The 22597-nt window shown below is 66.7% G+C and carries 25 protein-coding genes; 16 read left to right on the forward strand and 9 right to left on the reverse strand.

All coding sequences use genetic code 11. The features are described 5' to 3' along the window. The gene (locus QFZ57_RS09850; protein ID WP_306630253.1) at positions 1-147 is read right to left on the reverse strand and encodes a hypothetical protein; all 147 of its coding nucleotides are present in this window, start codon (positions 145-147) and stop codon (positions 1-3) included. A gap of 295 nt (positions 148-442) precedes the next feature. Then, entirely contained in the window at positions 443-1195 is a 753-nt protein-coding gene (locus QFZ57_RS09855; RefSeq protein WP_306899884.1) for an ANTAR domain-containing protein, read from the reverse strand. A 145-nt stretch (positions 1196-1340) separates the two neighbouring features. On the opposite strand from QFZ57_RS09855, the gene QFZ57_RS09860 reads away from it, so the two are divergent. Further along, complete coding sequence (locus QFZ57_RS09860) at positions 1341-1523, forward strand: hypothetical protein (protein ID WP_306899886.1); 183 nt, start codon at positions 1341-1343, stop codon at positions 1521-1523. Between the two features lie 159 nt (positions 1524-1682). Here QFZ57_RS09860 and QFZ57_RS09865 read toward each other — a convergent pair whose 3' ends face one another. Further along, complete coding sequence (locus QFZ57_RS09865) at positions 1683-2006, reverse strand: hypothetical protein (RefSeq protein WP_306899888.1); 324 nt, start codon at positions 2004-2006, stop codon at positions 1683-1685. Between the two features lie 154 nt (positions 2007-2160). Between QFZ57_RS09865 and QFZ57_RS09870 the strand changes: the two genes are divergently transcribed. Beyond that, the gene (locus tag QFZ57_RS09870) at positions 2161-2595 is read left to right on the forward strand and encodes an arsenate reductase ArsC (protein ID WP_306899890.1); all 435 of its coding nucleotides are present in this window, start codon (positions 2161-2163) and stop codon (positions 2593-2595) included. Positions 2596-2617: 22 nt separating this feature from the next. Continuing rightward, complete coding sequence (gene trxB, locus QFZ57_RS09875; RefSeq protein WP_306899892.1) at positions 2618-3595, forward strand: thioredoxin-disulfide reductase; 978 nt, start codon at positions 2618-2620, stop codon at positions 3593-3595. 53 nt (positions 3596-3648) lie between these two features. Here trxB and QFZ57_RS09880 read toward each other — a convergent pair whose 3' ends face one another. Continuing rightward, positions 3649-3990, reverse strand: coding sequence for a hypothetical protein (locus tag QFZ57_RS09880; protein WP_306630259.1), 342 nt, complete (start codon positions 3988-3990; stop codon positions 3649-3651). Positions 3991-4273: 283 nt separating this feature from the next. Between QFZ57_RS09880 and QFZ57_RS09885 the strand changes: the two genes are divergently transcribed. From QFZ57_RS09885 to QFZ57_RS09895, 3 genes are all read left to right on the forward strand, one after another. Next, a complete protein-coding gene (locus QFZ57_RS09885) occupies positions 4274-4795 on the forward strand; it encodes a PAS and ANTAR domain-containing protein (RefSeq protein ID WP_306630260.1) in 522 nt (173 codons plus the stop codon). A gap of 75 nt (positions 4796-4870) precedes the next feature. Then, a complete protein-coding gene (locus QFZ57_RS09890; protein WP_306630261.1) occupies positions 4871-5302 on the forward strand; it encodes a hypothetical protein in 432 nt (143 codons plus the stop codon). A 103-nt stretch (positions 5303-5405) separates the two neighbouring features. After that, positions 5406-6623 (forward strand): MFS transporter, encoded by a 1218-nt coding sequence (locus QFZ57_RS09895; protein ID WP_306899896.1) that lies wholly within the window; start codon positions 5406-5408, stop codon positions 6621-6623. Between the two features lie 101 nt (positions 6624-6724). Here QFZ57_RS09895 and QFZ57_RS09900 read toward each other — a convergent pair whose 3' ends face one another. The 3 genes from QFZ57_RS09900 to QFZ57_RS09910 are packed head-to-tail and all read right to left on the reverse strand — an operon-like array spanning position 6725 to position 8276. After that, positions 6725-7309 (reverse strand): hypothetical protein, encoded by a 585-nt coding sequence (locus QFZ57_RS09900; protein ID WP_306630263.1) that lies wholly within the window; start codon positions 7307-7309, stop codon positions 6725-6727. Then, a complete protein-coding gene (locus QFZ57_RS09905; RefSeq protein ID WP_306630264.1) occupies positions 7306-7566 on the reverse strand; it encodes an SDR family NAD(P)-dependent oxidoreductase in 261 nt (86 codons plus the stop codon). Before QFZ57_RS09905 ends, QFZ57_RS09900 begins: the two co-directional genes overlap by 4 nt. 32 nt (positions 7567-7598) lie before the next feature. Continuing rightward, positions 7599-8276, reverse strand: a complete 678-nt coding sequence (locus QFZ57_RS09910) for an NADPH-dependent F420 reductase (protein WP_306630265.1) — start codon at positions 8274-8276, stop codon at positions 7599-7601. A 140-nt stretch (positions 8277-8416) separates the two neighbouring features. Here QFZ57_RS09910 and QFZ57_RS09915 point away from each other — a divergent pair, with 140 nt between their 5' ends. The 9 genes from QFZ57_RS09915 to QFZ57_RS09955 all read left to right on the forward strand — a co-directional run bounded on the left by QFZ57_RS09915 (position 8417) and on the right by QFZ57_RS09955 (position 19394). Next, a complete protein-coding gene (locus QFZ57_RS09915; protein WP_306630266.1) occupies positions 8417-8995 on the forward strand; it encodes a TetR/AcrR family transcriptional regulator in 579 nt (192 codons plus the stop codon). A gap of 90 nt (positions 8996-9085) precedes the next feature. Next, positions 9086-9787, forward strand: a complete 702-nt coding sequence (locus QFZ57_RS09920) for an esterase/lipase family protein (RefSeq protein WP_306630267.1) — start codon at positions 9086-9088, stop codon at positions 9785-9787. Positions 9788-10520: 733 nt separating this feature from the next. Continuing rightward, the gene (locus QFZ57_RS09925) at positions 10521-10898 is read left to right on the forward strand and encodes a VOC family protein (protein ID WP_306899900.1); all 378 of its coding nucleotides are present in this window, start codon (positions 10521-10523) and stop codon (positions 10896-10898) included. A 204-nt stretch (positions 10899-11102) separates the two neighbouring features. Then, positions 11103-12098 (forward strand): aldo/keto reductase, encoded by a 996-nt coding sequence (locus tag QFZ57_RS09930; protein WP_306899903.1) that lies wholly within the window; start codon positions 11103-11105, stop codon positions 12096-12098. 306 nt (positions 12099-12404) lie between these two features. After that, positions 12405-13244, forward strand: coding sequence for a gamma-glutamyl-gamma-aminobutyrate hydrolase family protein (locus QFZ57_RS09935; protein ID WP_306899905.1), 840 nt, complete (start codon positions 12405-12407; stop codon positions 13242-13244). Positions 13245-13463: 219 nt separating this feature from the next. Beyond that, entirely contained in the window at positions 13464-14666 is a 1203-nt protein-coding gene (locus QFZ57_RS09940; RefSeq protein WP_306899907.1) for a carboxylate-amine ligase, read from the forward strand. A 21-nt stretch (positions 14667-14687) separates the two neighbouring features. Further along, positions 14688-16184, forward strand: coding sequence for an aminotransferase class I/II-fold pyridoxal phosphate-dependent enzyme (locus tag QFZ57_RS09945; RefSeq protein ID WP_306899909.1), 1497 nt, complete (start codon positions 14688-14690; stop codon positions 16182-16184). 36 nt (positions 16185-16220) lie between these two features. Then, complete coding sequence (locus QFZ57_RS09950; RefSeq protein ID WP_306899911.1) at positions 16221-18002, forward strand: N-acetylglutaminylglutamine amidotransferase; 1782 nt, start codon at positions 16221-16223, stop codon at positions 18000-18002. Between the two features lie 3 nt (positions 18003-18005). After that, on the forward strand, positions 18006-19394 hold the full coding sequence (locus QFZ57_RS09955; RefSeq protein ID WP_306899913.1) for a M20/M25/M40 family metallo-hydrolase: 1389 nt from the start codon (positions 18006-18008) through the stop codon (positions 19392-19394). A gap of 26 nt (positions 19395-19420) precedes the next feature. Here the strand turns inward: QFZ57_RS09955 and QFZ57_RS09960 are convergent, their stop codons facing one another. Together QFZ57_RS09960 and QFZ57_RS09965 are read right to left on the reverse strand one after the other, a co-directional pair. Then, a complete protein-coding gene (locus QFZ57_RS09960; protein WP_306899915.1) occupies positions 19421-20326 on the reverse strand; it encodes a phosphatase PAP2 family protein in 906 nt (301 codons plus the stop codon). Between the two features lie 36 nt (positions 20327-20362). Beyond that, positions 20363-21553, reverse strand: coding sequence for an MFS transporter (locus tag QFZ57_RS09965; protein ID WP_306899917.1), 1191 nt, complete (start codon positions 21551-21553; stop codon positions 20363-20365). 53 nt (positions 21554-21606) lie between these two features. On the opposite strand from QFZ57_RS09965, the gene QFZ57_RS09970 reads away from it, so the two are divergent. Beyond that, positions 21607-22596, forward strand: coding sequence for an ABC transporter ATP-binding protein (locus tag QFZ57_RS09970; protein ID WP_306899919.1), 990 nt, complete (start codon positions 21607-21609; stop codon positions 22594-22596). Position 22597: the final 1 nt, after the last annotated feature.

Genomic DNA, 22597 nt, shown 5'->3' on the forward strand with positions numbered 1-22597 from the left:
CTAGGCGACAGCCCCCGCAACCTCGGGGCACTCAACGCAGCGGACGTTCGCAACCAAGGCGCCGGCGTCGTCCTTTTGGAAATGGGTGACGTGCTTGGTGGTCCTGCCGCAGGTGGGGCAGAAGCTTTGGCTTTGTTTTGTCCACATGCATGAATAATACGGAACGCCCCGACAAAGAGAAGATCGCGGGGAAAAGTATGTGGATCACCGCAGTTTTCCTTTACCGGATCTTGACCAAACCTGCTGGCGATCCTTCGGGGAACGATGAGTTTGGCCCCGTAGCTTGGGCCCATCAGGCAGTACGGAAGGAGCGCAGGACAATGACCATCACCGACTACTTCATGGCTCTTGGCGGCATGCTGGCTTCACTCGCGTGTGCAGGACTGGTGGCAGGCGGCCTTATCCGGTCGCGGGCGCGGCACTAGGATTTCTCGCGGCAGTTCTACGCGATTGCCGGCGGCTCGAACCGCGTTCCAGGCGTGCCGCTGGGCATCGACTTCAGGATGTTCTCCGCAACGCTGCGGACCTTGAGGTTGCGGTGCCGTGAGCTGCCGGCGAGCTTGCTGAACGCCTCCGCGTAGGAACAGCGGTTCTGCGCCATGAGCACCCCGCAGGCAACGTCGATGCTGGTCCTGCTCTCCAGCACCTGCTTCAGGTTGTCCCCTGCGCGGATGACGCCATGCACTTCAAGGGCCAGTTTCAGGCTGTGCGATGCCACCTCACCGAACCACGCCCCTTCATTGATCACCCTGGCGTTGAATCCGTAATTGGCCGGGCCCAGGAAGACGAGGGCACCGGCCGAACCTGGCTGCAGTTCCAGCGGGACGACCAATGCTGCGCCGAAGCCACTGTCCAGCAGCCGCCTTCGGTACGCCTGCCATCGAGGGCCGGTCTGGTTGATCACTGCTGGAGCAATCAGTGCCGAACCCAGTGCTGTGGGGCCGTCCCCGTGCTGGTCCTCGGATAGTGCCAGGCTGGCCGCGGCCGGGGTGCTTCCGGCGGTGGCAGGAGCTAACCGCTGCCTGTGCAGCACGGCGGCACATTCGAGCACCCTTCCGGCCGTGGCGCTGATCCAGCGGGCGGCAGCATCGGAAAGCTTCTGCAGGGACGCCCCCTCGCCGTCGGCCCCTGTGACCAAATCCAGCAGGAACCCCTGCCTCTCGGGCTCCCTGTTGTCTGCCGGGCCAACCGCCACCCTGCACTCCCGTCTCGTCACGCCCCTCGGCATGTGGCGCCGCGGGTTTCATAGAAATGTAAGGGGCCAGCATGATGTAGGCACGAGTAGCCGGTACTCTACTTTTCCGCACCGCGCGCGGGGGTACTTGCCTGCTGGTTTCCACGTGCGGAGGTGGGCCCGGAACAAGAGCCTCCAGTGGGAGCTGGATGCGGCGCAGGAGCGGTTAGAGACCGCAGTCCGGACCGCTTCAAAGCGGGGTGCAGGGCAGGAAGCCTTGGGCAGGGCGGCTGGCCTCGCGGTTGAGGAGCTTCAGGACATCCAGGGCGCCGGCGTCCAGATGCTGTAATCCGAGATAGCTGTAAGCCGAAAAAGCCCCGCCGGTCCCCGAAGTGCAGCCATCCGTCTGTTCAGATGCAGCTGCACTTCGGGCCCGTTGGAGCGGAATGAGAAGCGGGGGTCGGCCGGCTCTGGCCCGAAAAGCGGGCGCGGCGAGGGGCCGGAAGTTTTATGCGGCCAGGCGCCCTGCCGTTTGGCGCGGATGTCGGCGGTGGGCCAGCACGCTGATGGCGCACGGTGCCTGTGCCGGATCGATCCTGGCGGGCAGGTGCCTGGTTTCGGAGGCGGCGCGGAGCATCTCCAGCGCCTCTTCATCCACCCAGGCGCCGGAGATGTCGAGCTCCAGGTCCAGGCCTCCCTTGAGGGAGTTGGCACGCTTTGCCACTACATAGAGTGCGTTGACGCTGTGGATGGTGATATGCCCCTTTGCAATCACCTTGGCCTTGCTGTGGTCCAGATCCACCCGGACCACGATGTTCAGCTTAGAGTTCAATTTGTAAAGCCTTCCCCGGCATTGGCTGCGACGCTGCAGCTTCTTGCATAGCCTGTTTGCTTAAGCCTCAACCAGATTAGGCAATCAATGTGATGAGCGCAACATTGTGATGTTTGTTACACCGAGGGAAGCCCAATATCAGTTGAGGAGCAGCATGACCACCGACCCCGCCGGAAAGCCTTCCGTCCTCTTTGTCTGTGTCCACAACGCCGGCCGGTCCCAGATGGCGGCGGCGTTCCTAACCTCCCTGGCCCGGGGAGCGGTCGAGGTGCGCTCCGCCGGGTCGCAGCCTGCGCAGAAGGTGAATCCGGCCGCCGTCGAGGCCATGGCAGAGGTGGGTATCGACATGTCGGCCGAGGTCCCCAAGGTGCTCACCACCGGGGCAGTGAAAGAATCGGACGTGGTGATCACCATGGGCTGCGGTGACGAGTGCCCGTATTTCCCCGGCAAGCGTTACGAGGACTGGGTGCTGGAGGATCCGGCCGGCAAGGGCGTTGACTCCGTCCGTCCAATCCGTGATGAGATCAAGGCACGCGTTGAACAACTGATCACCGAACTCCTGCCCGCGCAGCACGCGGACGCCCAGTAGTACCGCCATCGAAGGACAATCCATGAGCAAAGAACAGCTGATCATCATCGGCTCCGGCCCCGCCGGCTACACCGCCGCCATCTACGCCGCCCGCGCCGGCCTGAACCCGCTGGTCCTGGCCGGCTCCGTCACCGCCGGCGGCGCGTTGATGAACACCACCGAGGTGGAAAACTTTCCAGGCTTCCCCGGCGGGATCCAGGGCCCCGAGCTGATGGACGGGCTGCAGCAGCAGGCGGAAAAGTTCGGCGCGCGCATTGAGTACGACGACGCCACGTCCGTTGAGCTGAAGGGTTCCGTCAAGCGCGTGGTCACCGGCGCCGGGGAGACCCACGAGGCTACGGCCGTCATCCTGGCCACCGGCTCCGCCTACAAGGAACTCGGCCTGCCGGAGGAGAAGAAGTTCAGCGGCCACGGTGTTTCCTGGTGCGCCACCTGCGACGGGTTCTTCTTCCGCGACCAGGACATCATCGTGGTGGGCGGCGGCGACTCGGCCATGGAGGAAGCAACCTTCCTGACCCGGTTCGGAAAATCCGTGACCGTGGTGGTGCGCAAGGGTGAACTGCGCGCCTCCCGCATCATGGCCCAGCGCGCCAAGGACAACCCCAAGATCCGTTTCGCCTGGAACTCCGCCGTTACTGCCATCCACGGCGACGGCAAGGTCACCGGCGTCACCCTCACGGATACCCGTACCGGTGAGACCCGGCATCAGGACGCCACCGGCATCTTCGTGGCCATCGGGCACCTGCCCCGCACCGAACTCGTGGCCGGCCAGGTGGAGCTGGACGAGGAAGGCTACATCAAGGTGGATGCCCCCACCACCTGCACCAACCTGCCCGGCGTCTTTGCCTGCGGCGACGCCGTGGACCACCGTTACCGGCAGGCCATCACCGCCGCCGGCACCGGCTGCGCCGCGGCACTGGATGCCGAACGCTTCCTGGCTGCGCTGGAAGACGCAGCCAGCATCGCCACCGCCCTGGTCGAGGAACCCACCCACAGCTGAGTCCCATGCCCGGGCACCCACTGCGTGCCCGGGCAGCCGGCTGCATTCGGCCGTCAGACGACTTCGGGGAGCCGTCCCGTTAATACTGAGACGGGAGCTGCGGACCAGCGCTCGCGTTCCGGCTCGTAGGAGACCACCATCGACGTATCGCTCTCGCGTGCCTCGTCAATGGCCAGCAGCAGCGCGTCCTCCATGTGCTTGGCGTATTCCAGCCGTTCGTGCAGGGAGCCCTGCAGGCCGCCGTCGTCAATCAGCACGTGGCCCTTGCCGTCCACGATGACCTTCAATGAATACCCCTGGTCCTCATAAAGGGACCCTCGGGTGGATGAAATCTCGGTGACCCGATCCGCCCGGACCAGGCCGTTGCCCAGCGTACGGATCCATGCCTCACCCATGAATCGACCTTCCCTTGGATTGGGACGCGATTCAGCGCCCCATAAGGCGAACGCTACTCCTCCACCAGGCTTTTGTGACCCCCCGAATACTGCCTGCTGCCGGCAGTGAACATGGCGAATATCGGCCGCTGCATTCAGCTACTCTTGTGCCAGAACCCGTCCGGGGGTACCTGATTTTTGGGAGGAATATATGTGGTCGAAGTTGGATGCGTACCTCTTCCCATTGCCGATTACCACGGTCTGTCCGTCAGGGACCTTTAAGCTGCACGTTGCCTCCGGGAACATGGACTGGTCCGAGGGCATGTTTGGCCTCCATGGGCTGCGGCCGGGTGAAGTGGTACCCACCTTTGAGGTGCTGATGGCCCACAAACACCCGGCGGACCGTGAACCGGTGCGCGCAGTGTGGGCGGACCTCCTTGAAGCCGGCGGCCAGGGTGCCCTGCTGCACCGGATCATTGACGGCCGCGGCAGGGAGCGGCGGGTCTTTTCGGCGCTCCAGGCCCTCGCAGGCCCGTCCGGAAAGGTGGAGCATGCACGCGGATTCATGGTGGATGTGACCCAGAGCCTGCGCATCGAGTCCCAGCATGCCGCATCCGAGGCCATCGAGGGTGCATTCGGGCACAAGGCGGTCATCGAGCAGGCCAAGGGCATCGTCATGGCCCTCCAAGGTCTGGACGCCCCGGCAGCCTTCCAGGTCCTGGCCGCCAGAAGCCAGCATGCCAACGTCAAGTTGCACATCCTGGCGGAAGAACTGGTCACCGCAGCGGGGAACGGCAAAGCCAGGGAAATCCTGGAAGGGTACTGATTTCCCCTCGCCCATGAGGCGCAGGGGGACCTTCGGCACTTTTTTGGCGTGGTGGTTCCGGCGGATTCTGTTGGGATGGCGGACAGGACTACCACCAGCCGCGGCGGCAACGTTGGCTCTGCCATCGTCAACGCCCTGCTGCTGTACGGGATCAACATCTGGCCCGGGTGGCAGGTGCTGCCGTTCCTGACTGCGGACATGGCCCGCGTGCTGGACCTCATTAATGCGTCCCTGATCGCCGGCATTATCGTGAACCTGGTATGCGTGGTCATCCGCGCCAGGGCCCTCATGGCACTGGGAAACCTGCTGGTCATCGGCTTCGGGCTGGCCGCCATGCTGCGTCTCTGGGAGGTCTTTCCCTTCGACTTTGGCGACGGCTGGTCCGGCTGGCCGGTGCTGGTGCGGGTGTTCCTGGTGGTCGGCATCGTTGGCTCGGTCATCGGCGCCATCGTCGAGGTAGTCAACTTGTTCCGCGCCCTCGTTGGCTTCCAGCCCCGGCCCCGCTGACACCCGGCCCCGCTGAGCCCCGTTCCGCGGACGCCGCGCCGGCCCTGTCCGGTGCGTCACACTGCATCCTTGGGCGGAAGGGGACAGCCATAGGATAAATCTGATGACTTCCCCGGACCAACTTCAGACCTTCAGCCTGCGCAGCATTGCGGTGGCCGCATTCGGCCCCACCCTGCTCTTTGGAATCGGGCAGGGCGCCATCCTTCCGGTAGTGGCACTGTCCGCCCGGGAACTGGGCGCCTCGGTGGCGGTGGCCGCCCTGATCGTCACCCTCATCGGGCTGGGGTCCTGGTTCTTCAACCTGCCGGCGTCCCTGGTGACCCTACGCTTCGGCGAACGCTGGTCCATTGTGGGCGCCGCCGTCGCGGCCGGCCTTGCCCTCGCCGCTGCCGCCACCTCCGCGCTTGCCCCGAACGGACTGTGGCTGCTCGCGGCGGCGATGGTCGTCGTCGGGATGTCCGGGGCGGTGTTTGGCCTGGCCCGGCAGAAGTACCTCACCGAGGCCGTGCCCGTGGCGTTCCGTGCCCGGGCGCTGTCCACGCTGGGCGGCGTGAACCGCATCGGCGTGTTCATCGGCCCGTTCGCCGGGGCAGCGGCGATGCAGTTCTTCGGCATCTCCGGTGCCTACTGGGTGGGCGTGGTGGCCATGGCGGCCGCGGCGCTGCTGTCCCTCACCATCCCGGATCTTGCGACGCCGGATGCCCCCTTGGGCGGGGACGCCGGCTCCCAGCCCACGCTCCGCAGCGTGGCGGTCTCGCATGCCGGCGTGTTCCTTTCGCTGGGCATGGGCATCCTGCTGCTCAGCGCGCTGCGGTCCTCCCGGCAGGTGGTGATCCCGCTCTGGGCCGACCACCTGGGCATGGACGCCACCTCCGCGTCCCTTATTTACGGTCTCTCCGGTGCCATCGACATGCTGGTGTTCTATCCGGCCGGAAGACTGATGGACCGCAAGGGGAGGCAGTGGGTGGCGATTCCGTCCACGCTGCTCATGGGAACAGCGCTGCTCCTGATCCCGCTTACGGGCTCCTTCGTGGGTCTGCTGCTGGCGGCGCTGCTGATCGGGTTCGGCAACGGCATCAGCTCCGGGCTGGTGATGACCCTGGGCGCCGACTTCTCACCTGACCGCGGGCGGGGGCAGTTCCTGGGCCTCTGGCGGTTCATGGCGGATGCCGGCTCCACCGGCGGCCCGGTCCTCCTCTCCGGGGTGACGGCACTGGCCTCCCTAGGGCCGGGGATCTCAGCCACGGGCGTCCTGGGGTTCGCGGCGGCGGCCGTGTTCGCCGTCGTCCTTCCCCGGCTGAAGCACCGCCGCAACTACTGACCCCAGCCCGCTTGCTCCCTCACTTTTGGTCCCTAAAACCGTGGTTTAGGGACCAAAAGTGATGGAGCATCTGGGGAATAGCGCCGTACGGTGCAGGGTAGTCACGGCAGGCGGGCCAAGCGTGCGCAGGCATCCCACAAACGCCTGCGCGCTTCCGGGTCCGACCCCATGCCGGGCGTGGGCAACTCCTTGCGCTTCGCCCAGAGCTTCCCTGAGACTCCGGCTGTCTCCGGCGCCGTGGCGAGCCAGAGAGCGGTGTCTGCCGCTTTTTCCGCCGGTGCACCGAACGTGTTCGTGAGCAGGCGGAACGGGCCCCCGACGTTCTTCAGCAGGGACGTGTTCCTGACCAGCCCGGGGTGGACGGCGTTGGCCACCACGCCCGAGCCACGCAGGCGTTCGGCGAACTCCTGGGTGAGGAGAACACGGGCAAGCATGGTGGGTGGCGTGGAGCGAAGGTAGCTGTACCGGCCCTTGGCGGTCTGGAGGTCATCGAAGTTGAGTTTGGTGTTGCCGTACTTGGATGCGATATTCACGATCCGCGGCGTGCCGGCCGGTGCTGCGTTCTTAAGCGCGTCAAGCATCAGGTTGGTCAGCAGGAAGTACGCCATCACATTGGTTGCGAATGTCAGTTCCAGCCCGTCGGGGGTTACCTGGCGCTCCTTGCGGAACACGCCCGCTGAGTTCACCAGCACATCAAGCCTGCTGTGGCGCGACAGGAAGTCAGTCGCCGCGCGTGGATCGAGGACTGGGCCGAGAGGTCACACACCAGCGGCTCCAGAAGGGCGGACGGGACGGCGCGGCGAATGGCGCCCGCCGCCTCGTTCGCGCACGCGGGGGAGCGCCCCACCACGACGACCAGCGCGCCTTCGCGTGCGAGGCCGGTTGCCACGGCCTGTCCCAGGCCGCTTCCCGCGCCTGTCACCAGCGCCACGGTTCCATTCATGGAGGCCATCCTTTTCGCGGGGGGATTACTGGTCAGCGGACGATCTTGAAGTTGAACGCGGGTGTGCCGAGTGCGCCCCAGAGGCGGAGCCAGACGGGGAGGAGCATTTCCGTGCCGCGGGCCGTGGAAATGTCGCCGAGATCGATGACGTCCTGGTGGCCGAAATCCTTTAACAGCTGGGTGACGGTGTGCTTGGCGTCAGCATCGTTTCCGGAGATGAAGACCGTGCTTGCCTCCGGGAGGGTTTCCGGGTGTGCCATGAGGTCGGCGTTGAGGGTGTTGAGGGACTTCACCACGCGGGCGCTGGGGAAACTGCGCTGGATCTGCTCACCGAGGGAATCGGTGTCCTTGACAAACAGGGTGGGGGGCATGCCGTGGCGGAAGTCGAGCGGGTTGGCGATGTCCAGGATGACCTTGCCGTCCAGGTTTTCCTCGCCCGCCTGGGCCAGGACGTCCAGGGAGGCGCCGCCATTGGTGGCGTTGACGATGAGCTCTGCCCCGACCGCGGCGTCGGCGAAGCCGGCCAGGGTGATACCGGGGTTGGCTGCAGCCCAAGTAGCGAAGGGCGCGGTACCCATGGCATCCGCCTCCGTGCGGGCGAGCGTGGCTTCGGTGCTGCGGGTGCCCATGGTCACGGTGTGGCCGAGCTCTGCCAGCCGGGTGGCGATGGTGCGTCCGACAGTGCCGGTTCCGAGGACAGCGGTCTTCATAGTTGAGTTCCTTAGGTTGATCTGAAGCGTGGTCAATCCAATGTGACGGATCGTTCTCATTAGTTTGTGACGGATCGATCCGTCTGTCAAACTTATGGGCAGGACTTTGGAACCGGATTTTGGAAGGAGTGGGGTTTTTCGTGGCACGCAAGAGCGGCGAGGAGAACCGGCGCAATGTGCTTGAGGTGGCGACGCGGCTGTTCTACCAGCGGGGGATCCGTGCGGTGGGAATGGACACCGTGGTCAAGGAATGCGGGGTGGGAAACGCCACCATTTACCGTCAGTTCCCCACCAAGGACGCACTCGCCACGGCCTACGTGCAAGGACGCGCGGACGCTTGGTTCGAGCGGATGCGGCAGGCGGCCGGGGAATGCGCCGATCCACGCGACAAGCTCATGGCCGTCTTCGGGGTACTCGCCGGAGACACTGCCGGCGCCACCTACCGCGGGTGCCCGATGCTGAACACCAGTACCGAGTTTCCGGAGGGCAACCACCCGGCACATCTGGTGGCCGTGGCGCACAAACAGCAGGTGCGGGACTGGTTCACGTCTTTGGCATCCGACGCCGGTGCGCAGGACCCGGATGAGCTGGCCCAGGAGCTGCTCATCGTCCTCAACGGCGCATACGCCACAGGCGCGGTCCTCGATGGCGCCCTGTATGGCAAGCGGGCGCTGAACCTGGCCGGGCGCCTCGTCGACGACGCCTGCGGCCGGCGCTAGTCGAGGGTAAGTGCGCCACGCCTGGCCCCAGGCCTACTGGAACGAGCCGTCCTGACAAGAAGAGTCGCAGGGGCACGTTATCCTCGACACATGAGTGATCCCGGCGTCGAAGCCCGCATCAGTCCGCTGCAGAAAGCCGTGTGGTGGGCGCAGGACTATATCTACGCCGCGGCCTGGCAGGTCCGCGGATTCCTGTCGCGCGTGCAGCCAGGGTCCTTCCGCAACGGGACCCGCCCGCCTGTGTTGATCATCCCGGGCGTGTATGAAAACTGGCAGTTCATGATGCCCCTTATCCAGGCGATCCACGACGCCGGACATCCCGTGCACGTGGTCACGGTGCTCCAGCGCAACAAAATGAAGGTTCCGGACGCCGCCAGGCTGGTGGCCCAGCACCTTGAGGAGGCGGGGCTGCGCGATGCCATCCTGGTGGCGCACAGCAAGGGCGGCCTGATCGGGAAGTACGCCATGCTCTCCCTGGACCCTGAGCACCGGATCGACCGGATGATCGCCGTGTGTGCACCGTTTTCCGGCTCGCGCTACGCCCGGTACATGCTGCTGCCCAGCCTGCGGATTTTCTCGCCGCGGAACGCCCTGACCCTGCAGATGTCACGCGAGCTGGCCATCAACAGCCGGATCACGTCCATCTACGGGCCGTTCGATCCGCATATTCCCGAGCGGAGCGTCCTGCCCGGGGCCACCAACATTGAGCTGCCGGTGGCGGGGCATTTCCGCATCCTCGGCGACCCTGCCACGGCGCGGATCATTGTGGAGCAGCTGAACCTTCCCGCCTGATGTCACCGCGTGCTGGCGGTGCTGTTGTTGCGGCGATGCGCCGCGCGGAGCAGTTGTGCGCGCATTTCGACTACAAGCGCGGTTAGCCGCAGGTGTACTTTCCAGTAACTTGAGCCTTTGTTGACGCTTTACGCCCTCGCTTCCTGAGGTTGGCCGTGCAGTGTTGTCCTCAGTTCGGCATTTCCGGCCACGGTCAAAATCGTGGCAACGTTCTTGAGCGGATTGCAGTCTCCACGGCGTTCGCAAAGGTGAACCTGGAAATCGGCACTGGAAACAAGAAGATCTACTGCGCCTGGCCGCCAGTTCGGTGGAAGAAGGCGCCGCTGCAAAACCCCCAACGCAGCGGCGCCGCCTCCCACCGAGCTGGCATCTTCGTTCCTTAATCTGCTTGGTGGCCCGCTGCGAGCCGCCCACTGAGGGGTGGGTGATCCGCGGAGGACCGCTGGCGACGCGCATACCCTCCTCCGAGCCGCAGTTTCCTTTCCGCTGCCGGTATTCGCGCCGCGAGGGGGAATCTGCGTGTCGGAAATGAGTGTCCGCGTCGGGAAGCAGGGTGAGGGTCGCAAGTGAAGGGCCCGCGTCGAGGATGACTGTCCGCGTCGAAGGACATGCTCCGGAGCGAAAAGAGGTCGCCGCCGAAAGGAGTGCGTGCCCCGGAAGGCGCGTGCCGCCGTCGTAATTTCCCGCCCGTGTCTCCCGGCAGGCAGGCGCAACGCATCCGTACACTGGCACCATGTCATGCCGTATCAGCGAACTGGTCCTGAAATGCGCCGACCCCGAACTGCTTGCCAGGTTCTGGAGCGACGTACTTGGTTATGTGGAGATCGACCGGGAGGACGGTGCCATTGAGATCGGCCCGCCCGATGCCGGGTTCGGCGGCCTGCAGCCCACGATCTTCCTGAGTCCCAGCGGCAACCCGAAGGTGGGGAGGCTCCCGCTGCATATCGACGTCAACCCGGTGGACCGTGACCAGGACGCGGAGCTGGAACGCCTGCTGGCCCTCGGCGCGCGGCCGGCCGACTTGGGGCAGACCGGCGAAGAGCAGTGGCACGTGCTGCAGGACCCCGAAGGCAACGAGTTCTGCCTCCTGCGCAAGCGGCTCGATCCCTGATACTGAGGCCGTAAACGGGAGAGCGGTGGAGGTGTACCGGGCGGCGCCTACTTCAAGACGCCGCCCAGGCACCTGCAACTATCCACGGCGTGGCTCAAGCTGGAGGGCACCAATTCCTCAAGATTCGCTCAAAACGCCACTGCCGGGCGTCCTTCCGTGCTACGGCAGGGGATGACGGAACTCCCACAGCGAACAGGAGCACACATGCACAAGCGCACCCTGGGCCGCGGCCTTGGCGTATCTGCCATTGGACTTGGCTGCATGAACATGACCGGCGGCTATGGCAGCACGCCCGAGCGGAAGGACATGGTGACGCTGCTCCGGGCGGCGGTGGACCGCGGCGTCACGTTCTTCGATACCGCTGAAATCTACGGGCCCTACGCCAACGAGGAGCTGGTGGGGGAGGCCCTGGCCCCGTACCGCGGGCAGGTGGTGATCGCCACGAAGTTCGGCTTCGACATCGATCCGGTGGCCCGGAAGCCGCGTGGCAACGTCACCAGCGATCCCGGCCGCATCCGTGCCGCCGCGGAGGGCTCCCTGCAGAGGCTCGGGGTCGAGGCCATCGACCTGTACTACCAGCACCGGGTGGATCCGCAGGTTCCCATCGAAGACGTGGCCGGCACGGTGAAGGAACTCATCGAAGCCGGCAAGGTGAAGCACTTCGGCATGTCCGAGGCCTCGGCGGGCACCATCCGGCGCGCCCACGCCGTCCAGCCCGTTACCGCCGTCCAAAGCGAATACTCCCTGTGGTGGCGCCGCCCGGAGGAAGAGGTCCTGGGTACGTGCGAGGAGTTGGGCATCGGCTTCGTCCCCTACAGCCCGCTGGGAAGGGGCTTCCTCACCGGGACGCTGGCCCCGTCCAGCACGTTCGACGGCGGCAACGACGCGCGTGCCAACATCCCCCGGTTCGAGCCGGACGCCATGGCCCACAACCAAGCCCTGGTTGAGGCGGTGCGCAGCATCGCCCGTGGAAAGGGTGCCACGCCGGGCCAAGTGGCCCTGGCCTGGCTGCTGGCCCAACAACCCTGGATTGTGCCCATCCCCGGCACCCGGAAACTGGACCGCCTTGAGGAGAACCTCGCCGCCGCGGACCTGGCCCTCACTGACGCGGAACTGGCGGCGCTGAACGGCCTGACCAGCAAAATTACCGTCCAGGGCGCCCGCTATGGCGAAGCGGCGGAGGCCCGGACCAACCTGTAGGAATGGACCCGCACTTCTCGCGGGCCGCTGGCGACGCGCATATTCTCCTGCGCCTCGCAGCTTCGTTCCCGCTCCCGGAATTTGGGCCGCGAAGAGGACTATGCGCGTCGCGGGCGGATATCCGAGTCGAAAATGTAGGGTCGTCTCCGGGGCGGGATGTCAGTATCGAAGGGGATCATCAGGGGCGAATCAGAGTGGGGTCCGCGACGGCAACTGACATGTGATTTTGATCTGCCCGAAACATACCGGTGCTCCTGCTCTTATACGCTTGAGGGAGAGATTTTCCCGGAAGGAATGCAGCAGCATATGGAAACCACGGACGCCGTCGTAAAGCCCGTCATCGGCCTTAGCACCTACCTCGAGCAGGCAGGTACTGCCGGTTGTGGTGACGTCAGCGCGGCGTTCCTGCCGGAGACGTACCTTGCGCCCGTCATCGCTGCAGGCGGCATCCCCGTCCTCCTGCCGCCGCAGCCCGTGGCGGCAGGCGTGATCGAGGTCTTGGTGAGCAGGTTGGACGGCCTGCTGATCCCTGGCGGCTGGGACATTGACCCGGCTCTCTACGGCCAGGAACCCCACCCCAGTACCGACCGGCCACGGCCCGAACGCGACGCCTGGGAACAGGCCCTGATCCGCGAAGCCATCCGCCAGGACATTCCGCTGCTGTGCATCTGCCGCGGCGAGCAGCTGCTGAACGTCACCCTCGGCGGCACGCTGCACCAGCACCTGCCCGAGGTGGTTGGCCACGGCGGGCACCAGTTGGGCGGCTTCCAGTACAACCGGATCCCGGTCGAGGTGGGACCTGGATCCCAGCTCGCGCAGCTCATCGGTTCCGATGTCCAGATGGTTCCCGTGGCCCACCACCAGGCGGTCAACAAGCTGGGGGAAGGCCTGGTTGCCTCCGCCTGGACCGAAGAACAGGTGGTGGAGGCGATCGAGTACCCCGCAGCCACCTTTGCCCTGGGCATCCAGTGGCACCCGGAGGAACTTTCCGAGGATTACGGGCTCTTCCAGGGGTTCGTCGAAGCAGCCCGGGCAAAGTACCTGTCCCGGCTGCGTCCGGCAGCGCCGTCGTCCATTGCCGACTCGGCCGCCTCCTTTTTGCCCGGTTCGACGCCGGCGATTTCCGTTCACCCCGAAGCCTTTTGACCTGCGGAAACACCCCCTAAGGGGCTCGTCGCAGGCGATACGCGCCACACCTCTACCTTGCCGCGCATAACTAAGCATGCTTACTATGTGGGCGTACGGTGAAGCAGCCGCCCTACGGTTCATTGACCTTGGGAGCGTTGTGGCTGACCTTACCCGGAATTGCTTGGTATCCGCAGTTGGGCGGGTCGTTGCCCAGTTGCATTGCATCGGAAGTGTGCGATGACGCGCAGAGTGGGTGTTGAAGAAGAGTTCCTGATTGTCGACGGCGCCTGTGGTTACCCCGTTGCGCTGGGCGGCACGCTGCAGCGCGTCGCGGAATATCCCAACCTCAGCAGCGAGATGAAGCAGGAGCAGATTGAAACCTGCACGTTCCCCCGGCTGACCCTCTCGGAAATCGCCCAGGACATCACGGCGGGGCGCCGGAACGCGGACGCCCTGGCGCGCCTGGCCGGAGCCAGGGCTGTTGCGCTTGCAACGTCTCCGCTGCCTGTCGACTCCACCGTGGCGCCCGGCGAACGCTGTGGGCAGCTGATGGAACGGTACGGGCTGACTGCAGTGGAGCAGCTCACCTGCGGCTGCCACGTGCATGTGGAGATCGAGTCGGACGAGGAAGGCGTCGCCATCCTGGACCGCATCCGGATCTGGCTGCCGGTCCTGCAGGCCCTCGCCTCAAACTCGCCCTTTTGGAATGGAACAGATTCGGGCTATGCGGGCTACCGCTCCCAGGCGTGGAACCGGTGGCCCACCACCGGGCCGAGTGGGATCTTCGGGTCGGCCGCCGCCTACCACGCGCATGTCCGGCAGATCCTCGGCTCCGCTGTCCCCCTGGACAAGGCAAGCCTCTACTTCGATGCCCGGCTCAGCGACCGCCATCCCACCGTGGAGGTCCGGGTGGCTGACGTCTGTCTCTTCGCGGACGACGCTGTCCTGGTGGCCGCACTGGTCCGGGCACTGGCAGAAACGGCCGTCCGGCAGTGGCGCGACGGCGTGTCCCCGGCGCCCGTGCCCGCCGCCCAGTTGCGGCTCGCCTCCTGGCAGGCCAGCCGCTTCGGGCTGGAGACTGATCTCCTCGATCCCGTTGCCGGGGAACCGCGGTCCGCGTCCGACGTGCTGGCAGCCCTGCTGGACCACGTCCGTCCAGTGCTGGAAGAGCAGGGCGAACTGGCCACAGTGGAGTTGCTGCTGTTCCAGGTGATGACCCGGGGCACCGGGGCCATTGCGCAGCGGGAGGGGTTCGTCCGGACCGGCGGTCTTCCGGGCATGATCGCCCAGGCCATCGACACCACCGCCCTGCCCGCCACCTCCGTCCGGGGGCAGGCTGGGCCTACCCGCCGCAGGCAGGGTGACACCAGCCGGGTGCGCGGGCAGGCTCCGATGCACCCCCGGGGCGGCACGCCGCAGCTGGACAACCAGACCCTGTAAACCGACAGCAGGAGGTCCCCCTTGGGCCAGAATGAATTGGACCAGAACCAGGCACCGGTGGTTGACGCCCTGGCAGAACACCAGAAGTTGGAACGGTACGGCTTCACCCCGCCGGCCCACCGCCAGGGCCGGGGCGTGGACCCCCGGGTGCTGGAGGTGCTGGGGGAGCAAAGCTTCAAGGCCGACGTCGTTGCCTCCTCGGGCTTGGACGACCGCAAGTCCTCCAACGGCTACCTGTCCAAAGCTGAAGAACTTCTGGCGGCCGCCGTGGGTGCCGATCAGGCCTTCTTCTCCACCTGCGGCAGCTCCCTGTCCATCAAGGCCGCCATCCTGGCCGTGACCCGCGGCGAAGGGGAGCTCCTGATCAGCCGGGACGCGCACAAGTCCGTGGTGTCCGGCCTGGTCCTGTCCGGGCTGCAGCCGCGGTGGATCAAGCCCCGCTGGGACGAAGAGCTGAAGATGAGCCACCCGCCGGCACCGGAGACCGTGGAGGAAATGTGGCAGCGCTACCCGGATGCCTCCGCAGCCCTGATCGTGAGCCCCACCCCCTACGGCACCTGCGCGGACATCGAAGCCATCGCTGAGATCTGCCACAAACGGGGCAAACCGCTGATCGTGGACGAAGCGTGGGGCGCACAGTTGCCCTTCCACCCCGACACCCCCACCTGGGCCATGTCCGCCGGCGCGGACATCTGCGTGGTCAGCGTCCACAAGATGGGCCTGGGGTTTGAACAGGGCTCCATCTTCCACCTGCAAGGAAACCTGGTGGACCCGGTCCGGCTCAACCAGTGCGCCGACGTCCTCTCCACCACCAGCGCCAACACCCTGATCTACGGGGCCATGGACGGCTGGCGGCGGCAGATGGTGCAGGAAGGCAAGGCCATGATCGACCGAGCGCTGGACCTGGCCCGCCGGGTGCGCAGGGAGATCGGGGACATCCCGGGGCTGCACGTCCTGGAGGACGAGCTGGTCCATGCCGAGGCCTCCCACGACCTGGACATCCTGCACATCCTGATCGACGTGTCGCAGCTGGGCATCAGCGGCTACCAGGCGACGGACTGGATGCGGGAGAACTGCCGGATTGACCTGGGCACCAACGACCACCGACGGACGGAGGCGGTGATTTCCGTTTCCGACGACGACGAAACTGCCGACCGGCTGCTGGCCGGACTGCGCCAACTGGCAGACGCCGCGCCGTCCCTGCCGCGACCACCCGCCGTCGTCATCCCCAAGGAGGAGGACCTTTTCCTGGAAACCGTGATGCTGCCCCGCGACGCCTTCTTTGGGCCTGTGGAAGTCATTCCCGTGGAGGAATCGCCGGGCCGGATCGCGGCGGAAATGGCCACCCCGTACCCGCCCGGAGTCCCGCTCCTGCTGCCCGGCGAACGGATCAACCAGGCAGCCATCGACTATCTGCGGAGCGGCGTGGAAGCAGGAATGGTCCTGCCCGATCCCGCCGACCCGTCCCTGAAGACCATCCGCGTGGTGCGCGAAGAACACCATAAACGGCAGCAGTAGTACCCGAAAAGTGGCAGTAAAGAGCAAGGAACAACCATGTGTGGCATAGCCGGCGAAATCGCATTCAATGGCAGGGCGGCGTCGGGGGAAGCAGTTCTGAAAATCATGGGGGCCATGGCCTCCAGGGGACCGGACGGAAGGGGAAGCTGGAACGGCGGCTGGGTGGCTCTGGGGCACCGGCGGCTCAGCATCATCGACCTTTCCGAGGCAGGGGCGCAGCCCATGGAGGACGACGGCGGCCTGACCGTCACCTTCAACGGCTGCATCTACAACTACCAGGAGCTGCGCCGGGAGCTGGAGCCGGAGTTCCGCTTCCGCTCAACCAGCGACACGGAGGTGATCCTCAAGGCCTACCGGAAATGGAGTGACGACTTTGTCCACCACCTTGTGGGCATGTTCGCGATCGCCATTTACGATCCGCAGCGGGCGGAGGTCCTCCTGGTCCGCGACCGGCTGGGTATCAAGCCGCTCTACGTGGCCGCGCTTCCGGGGAAGCTGCGCTTCGCCTCCACGCTGCCCGCGCTGGCGGCTTCCGGCGGGATCGACACGGGCATTGACGAGGTGGCGCTGCACCACTACCTGAGCTGGCACTCGATCGTCCCGGCGCCGCGCACCATCCTGCGGGGTGTCCGGAAGCTGCCGGCCGCCACCATCCGCACCGTCCGTGCCGACGGCACGTGGCAGGACCGCGAGTACTGGCGTCCGGACTACATCCGGAAACCGGAGCATGCCGGCTGGTCAGCCGTCGACTGGCGTGACGCCGTGCGGGATGCGTTGAGGACAGCAGTACGACGGCGGATGGTTGCCGATGTGCCGGTGGGTGTCCTTTTGTCCGGCGGACTGGATTCGAGCCTCCTGGTTGCCCTGCTCGCCGAGGAAGGCCAGCATGGGTTGTCCACGTTCAGCATCGGGTTCGACGACGGCGCGGGCGGCGACGCCGGAAACGAGTTCGAGTACTCCGATCTGGTGGCGCGCGAATTCGGTACCCGGCACGAGCGGCTGCACGTGCCCACGGCCGATTTTGCGCCCTCGATTGCCGGTGCCCTGGACGCGATGTCCGAGCCCATGGCCAGCCACGACGTCACCGCCTTCCACTTGCTCTCCGACACCGTGTCCCGGCACCTGAAAGTAGTGCAGTGCGGACAGGGCGCCGATGAGGTGTTTGGCGGGTACGAATACCACCAGCCGCTGGCCGGCGTCGCCCGGGACCAGGCCCTGGCCGCCTTCACGGCCTCCTTCGTTGACCACAGCCACGAAGAGCTCCTCGGCATCCTGGAGCCGGAATGGCTGCCAGGCTCCGACGTCAGCCGCAAAGTGCTCGCCGACCACCTGCAGGCACCCGGAGCCGACACCGCCCTGGACGCGGTCCTCCGGCTGGACACGCACCTGCTCATGGTGGACGATCCGGTGAAGCGGCTGGACAACATGAGCATGGCCTGGGGGCTGGAGGCCCGGGTGCCGTTCCTGGACCACGAACTGGTGGAGCTTGCCGGGGCCTGCCCGCCGGAACTGAAGGCAAGCCAGGGCGGCAAGGGAATCCTGAAGGACCTGGGCCGGCAACTGCTCCCATCGGCCGTGATCGACCGCCCCAAGGGGTACTTCCCGGTCCCGGCGCTGCGGCACCTGGAAGAACCATTCATCACCATGGTCGCCGATGCCCTCCACGCGCCCGAGGCCAAGCAGCGCGGCCTCTTCCGCCCCGAGTACATCGACGGGCTGCTGGCGGATCCCAACAGCCAGCGGACCCCGGTGAAGAGCAACGTCCTGTGGCAGTTCGCACTGCTGGAAATGTGGCTGCAGCGCCACGGGGTGGGGTAGGGCATGGCGCGTCTGGGCCAGGAGGTCCTGGCCGGTCTCCGGCACGCTGTCCGCGGTGACTTTCCCGCCGTCATCGGGGAACTTTCGGCGCTGGTCCGCATCCCCGCGATGGCGTGGGACTCGTTCGACCCCTCCCAGCTGGACCAGGCCGCCCAGCAGGTGGCGGGCCTGGTCCGCGAAGCCGGCCTTACCGACGTCGACATCCTGCAGGGACCACGCCCTGATGGAAAGCCCGGCGCGCCGGCCGTGGTGGGACGCCGTCCGGCCCTTCCCGGCAAACCCACCATTCTGCTGTACGCGCACTACGACGTCCAGCCCGCCGGCCAGCTGGAGCTGTGGGAGAGCCCGCCGTTCGAGGCGCTGGAGCGCGGCGGGCGGCTGTGGGGCAGGGGAGTGGCGGACAACAAGGCGGGGGTGCTGCTGCACGTGGCCGCCGTCCGCAACGCCCTACGGGTCCTGGGTGACGATCTTGGCGTCGGCGTGACGGTGTTCATTGACGGAGAGGAGGAGGCAGGCTCGCCGTCGCTGCCCCTGCTGCTGCAGCAGCACGCCGACCTGCTGCGGGCCGACGTGCTGGTGGTGGCCGACTCCGGGAACTGGAAGGTGGGCGTGCCGGCGCTGACCACCAGCCTGCGCGGGCTGGTCCTGGGCACCATCGAGGTCCGGGTGCTGGAGCACGCCCTGCATTCCGGGACATATGGCGGGCCGCTGGTGGATGCCGTTGCGGCGCTGTCCCGGCTTCTCGCGTCCTTCCATCACGACGACGGGAGCGTGGCGGTGGAGGGCCTGCCGGCTTCGGAGGAGCCGGGCCCGTCCTTGACCGAAGCCGAGTTCAGGGCGGATTCGCGGGTCCGTCCGGGAGTGCCGCTGGCCGGCAGCGGCAGCATCACGTCGCGGTTATGGACCAAGCCGGCCCTGGCCATCATCGGGATCGACGCGCCGTCCGTGGCGCTGTCCTCCGACACACTGCAGCCGGCGGCCCGGGCGCGGTTCAGCCTCAGCCTGGCGCCGTCCTCTGATACGGCGGCTGCCATGGAGGCGGTCCGGCGGCATGTGGAAGACCATGTGCCGTTCGGCGCCGAGGTGGTATTCACCCCGGGCGGGCGGACGGAGGGGTTTGCAGGGGACGCGTCCTCGCCTGCCTCCCGTTCGATGCTCCACGTCATGGGTGAGGTGTGGCGTGTGCCGGCGGTGTCAATGGGAGTGGGCGGATCCATTCCCGCCGTCAACATCCTGAACAAGCTGTACCCGGAATCGGAAATCCTGATCACGGGTGCCGAGGACCCCGATTCGCGGGCGCACGGAGCCAACGAGTCCATCCACCTTGGCGATTTCGGGAACGCCATCGTGGCCGAGGCCCTGCTGCTGGCCCGCCTCAACGCCGGGCACTGAACCGCGGGGACCGGACCGTTAACCCGTCAGCGGCGGGGCGCGTTCCGCCGTCGCGCCGCGAACGCGAACAGGGAGGTGGTGGCCACCGTGGCCAAGTAGCCTGCGATCACAATCAGCGAGATGCCCGCCCAGAAGTAGTTGGTGGTGCTGGCCTCCTGCCACGGGCTGGGCGCAATCCGGATCAGCGAATACACCGCCACCACAGCCGAAGCCAGCCCGATCAGCACCGGCAGGTTGAGCCAGATCCGGGCCGACCCGACGTGCTCGCCGAACCCGTCCCACTCGTTCCATGAACCACGGCGGAGGATCAGCCAGCCCGCCGGAATCATGAACGCCCCCACCAGCAGGAACGCGGCCACCACATCGGCAGGCCGGTGCCATTGGTTGATCAGCGTGGACACGCCGGAGGCGATGGCAAACGTGCCGCCAATGAAGCCCGCCATGGGGCGCCAGCGCGGGGACGACATCAGGAACACCGCTGCCGCCGCGGATGCCGCGAGCGTCGTGTGCCCGGACGGCAGTGAATTCAGCTCCAGCGTCAACACACCCTTGTCCGGCCGCGCCGGCAGCAGGTCCTTGAGTACCTGCGTGGCGACGTTCGCGCCGACGCACGCTGCCACCGCTATTCCTGCCTCGGCCCAGTGCCGCCGGATCACCGTGACAAACAGGACCACGACGGCGGCCATCACCAGCGAGATGGTGGGCAGCCAATCCAGGAACCGGGTGGCGGCCTTGCCCGCGGGGCCGTGGATCTGCACCGCTTCCACCAGCGCGGACTCGTCGATGAACTGTCCGGTGGTGGTCTGGACGAAGAAGTAGTAGGTGGCAGCCAGGCCGGCAAGGCACGCCATAGTGGACAGCACGAACAGGAACGCCGAGCCGGGGGCAGGCCGGGCCGCGGTCCTGGTGGGTAGTTGCCGGTAAGAAGTCATCGCAGTTAAGGGTGGCACAGAAAGCTGGAAGGCCCCTTAGGGGTTGGGGGTGGGTTGGACCGGGTCCAGCCGGGGGATGCTCGCCGCGGCCACCAGCAGCGCCAGTACGCCCAGCCCGAACGGCAGCGCCGTGGCGGTGGCAATGCCGCCCACCAGCAGGGGTCCGCCGGCGTCTCCCAGTTCACGCCCCAGTTCCGCCGAGCCCATGGTCCGGCCCATCCGCTCCGGCGGGGTGGTGTCCGCAAGGTGGGCGAAACCGAGAGGGGTTACCGCGCCGATCCCCACCCCAATGAATGCCCCGGCAATAAAGATGGTGACCACGCCCGGGGCCGCCGCTACCAGGCCGACGCCCATGGCAATCAGCAGCAGGCCCGCCGTCGTACCCCTGTTGTCCGTGACGGCGTGCCGGTCCCGCCGCCGCCCGATCCATGGCTGGGTCAGCACCGAACCCAGCGCCACCACGCTCACCGCTGCCGTGCCGGCGAAAGCGTCCAGGCCGTGCCGCGTGGCCAGCGCCGGAAGGAAGCCGACGGCGGCGCCCAGCGCTCCCGTGGAGGCGGCCAGCACCAGCGTGGGGACCAGGAACCGGCGCTCGCCCACCTGCCGCGCCAGGTCCAGCACCGTGTACCGCTTCCGCGGCAGCGGCGCCAGGTGCGGCACGGACACCAGCACCCACACGGCGGTGACCACCGCAAGCGCCGACAGCGTTCCGAACAGCAGCGGGAAGCCACCGGCCAGGATCAGGCCGGCCCCCAGCGGCGGGCCGATAATGTAACCCAGGCTCTTCCAGGACCCGTAGCGGCCAAAGTAGGTGCCGGCTTTCCCGCCGCTGGCCATCCTTGCCACCATGGCGGACGACGCCGGCGAGAAGGCTGACGCGGCGGCCCCCTGTCCCAGCCGGGCCAGGGCAAGGATCAACGGGTCAGCGGCGCCCAAACCGATCAGGGACAGGGCGGCGAAAGCGACGAGTCCGCCGACGACCACCGGTTTGGCACCAATACGGTCGCTGAGCGCACCAAAGACGGGTTTCAGGAACACCTCGGCGACGTCGTAGAGGGCCAGCAGGATGCCGAGGTTCAGCAGGGTCAGGCCGATGTTGCCGCTCTGCGAGCCCAGCCCGGCCGCGATGCTGTGGGCGCCGAAAGCGGTGACGAACCCCGCCGCGTACAACGGTGCCGTGGATGAGCGGGTGGCGTGGTCGCTGGACGGGGGTTTGCCGGGGCTCATAGTGGGGACTTTAGTACCTTCACAACTTTGTGAAAACTTCGAAGACTTGGAACATGAACACCGTTGTCCAGACTGTGGATCTGCATAAGCACTTCGGCCGGGTCAGGGCCCTGGACGGGCTCGACCTCGAAGTCCGGCACGGTGAAATCCACGGCTTCCTTGGCCCCAACGGCGCCGGCAAGTCCACCACCCTGCGCGTCCTGCTGGGCCTGGCCAGGGCAACCTCCGGCTCCGCCACCGTCCTTGGCTTCGATCCCTGGACCCAGGCCGTGGAGCTGCACCGGCGACTGGCGTATGTTCCCGGCGACGTCCGGCTCTGGCCCAACCTCTCCGGCGGCGAAACCATCGACCTGCTCTCCCGGCTGCGCGGGGGCACCGCGGACGGGTCCGCCTACCGGCAGCGCAGGGACCGGCTGTGCCAGGTGTTTGATTTCGATCCAGCGAAGAAGGGCCGCGCCTACTCCAAGGGCAACCGGCAGAAGGTCGCCCTGATCGCGGCCCTGGCCACCGAAGCCGAGCTCTACCTGCTGGACGAGCCCACCAGCGGCCTTGACCCGCTCATGGAGGAGGTCTTCCGCCGGGAGCTGCTCGCCGCCGTCGAACGCGGTGCAACCGTGCTGCTCTCCAGCCACATCCTCTCCGAGGTGGAGGCGCTGTGCCACCGCGTGAGCATCATCCGCGCCGGCAGGATTGTCGACGGCGGCACGCTGGACTCGCTGCGGCACCTCACCAGGTCCGAGGTTTCTTTCGCCTCGGACGGCCTGGACACGCAGTCGCTCGCCGGGCTGGGTGCCGTGCATGACCTGACGCTCGACGCCGGGCGGGTCCGGTTCGGCGCGGACTCGGACCGGATCGCGGAGCTGCTTCCCGCCCTGGGCGCACTGGGCGTGCAGGGCCTGACGATTGTCCCGCCGTCGCTGGAGGAGCTGTTCCTGCGGCATTACGGGGATGCGGCGGCCACCTTGAGCCAGGACGCCCCCGAACCCGACAAAGACGGCCATGGTCCCCGGCGGCACCTGCCCGGTGTACGGGGGCGGAGCTGAC

Source organism: Arthrobacter sp. B1I2, assembly GCF_030816485.1.
Classification (GTDB): domain Bacteria; phylum Actinomycetota; class Actinomycetes; order Actinomycetales; family Micrococcaceae; genus Arthrobacter.

Excerpts from the sequence above, each read along its gene's own strand:
- QFZ57_RS09850 (WP_306630253.1), bottom strand. The coding sequence starts at position 147 with ATGTGGACAAAACAAAGCCAAAGCTTCTGCCCCACCTGCGGCAGGACC.
- QFZ57_RS09870 (WP_306899890.1), top strand. The coding sequence starts at position 2,161 with ATGACCACCGACCCCGCCGGAAAGCCTTCCGTCCTCTTTGTCTGTGTC.
- trxB (WP_306899892.1), top strand. The coding sequence starts at position 2,618 with ATGAGCAAAGAACAGCTGATCATCATCGGCTCCGGCCCCGCCGGCTAC.
- QFZ57_RS09880 (WP_306630259.1), bottom strand. The coding sequence starts at position 3,990 with ATGGGTGAGGCATGGATCCGTACGCTGGGCAACGGCCTGGTCCGGGCG.
- QFZ57_RS09885 (WP_306630260.1), top strand. The coding sequence starts at position 4,274 with ATGGACTGGTCCGAGGGCATGTTTGGCCTCCATGGGCTGCGGCCGGGT.
- QFZ57_RS09890 (WP_306630261.1), top strand. The coding sequence starts at position 4,871 with ATGGCGGACAGGACTACCACCAGCCGCGGCGGCAACGTTGGCTCTGCC.
- QFZ57_RS09895 (WP_306899896.1), top strand. The coding sequence starts at position 5,406 with ATGACTTCCCCGGACCAACTTCAGACCTTCAGCCTGCGCAGCATTGCG.
- QFZ57_RS09905 (WP_306630264.1), bottom strand. The coding sequence starts at position 7,566 with ATGAATGGAACCGTGGCGCTGGTGACAGGCGCGGGAAGCGGCCTGGGA.
- QFZ57_RS09910 (WP_306630265.1), bottom strand. The coding sequence starts at position 8,276 with ATGAAGACCGCTGTCCTCGGAACCGGCACTGTCGGACGCACCATCGCC.
- QFZ57_RS09920 (WP_306630267.1), top strand. The coding sequence starts at position 9,086 with ATGAGTGATCCCGGCGTCGAAGCCCGCATCAGTCCGCTGCAGAAAGCC.
- QFZ57_RS09925 (WP_306899900.1), top strand. The coding sequence starts at position 10,521 with ATGTCATGCCGTATCAGCGAACTGGTCCTGAAATGCGCCGACCCCGAA.
- QFZ57_RS09930 (WP_306899903.1), top strand. The coding sequence starts at position 11,103 with ATGCACAAGCGCACCCTGGGCCGCGGCCTTGGCGTATCTGCCATTGGA.
- QFZ57_RS09935 (WP_306899905.1), top strand. The coding sequence starts at position 12,405 with ATGGAAACCACGGACGCCGTCGTAAAGCCCGTCATCGGCCTTAGCACC.
- QFZ57_RS09940 (WP_306899907.1), top strand. The coding sequence starts at position 13,464 with ATGACGCGCAGAGTGGGTGTTGAAGAAGAGTTCCTGATTGTCGACGGC.
- QFZ57_RS09950 (WP_306899911.1), top strand. The coding sequence starts at position 16,221 with ATGTGTGGCATAGCCGGCGAAATCGCATTCAATGGCAGGGCGGCGTCG.
- QFZ57_RS09955 (WP_306899913.1), top strand. The coding sequence starts at position 18,006 with ATGGCGCGTCTGGGCCAGGAGGTCCTGGCCGGTCTCCGGCACGCTGTC.
- QFZ57_RS09960 (WP_306899915.1), bottom strand. The coding sequence starts at position 20,326 with ATGACTTCTTACCGGCAACTACCCACCAGGACCGCGGCCCGGCCTGCC.
- QFZ57_RS09965 (WP_306899917.1), bottom strand. The coding sequence starts at position 21,553 with ATGAGCCCCGGCAAACCCCCGTCCAGCGACCACGCCACCCGCTCATCC.
- QFZ57_RS09970 (WP_306899919.1), top strand. The coding sequence starts at position 21,607 with ATGAACACCGTTGTCCAGACTGTGGATCTGCATAAGCACTTCGGCCGG.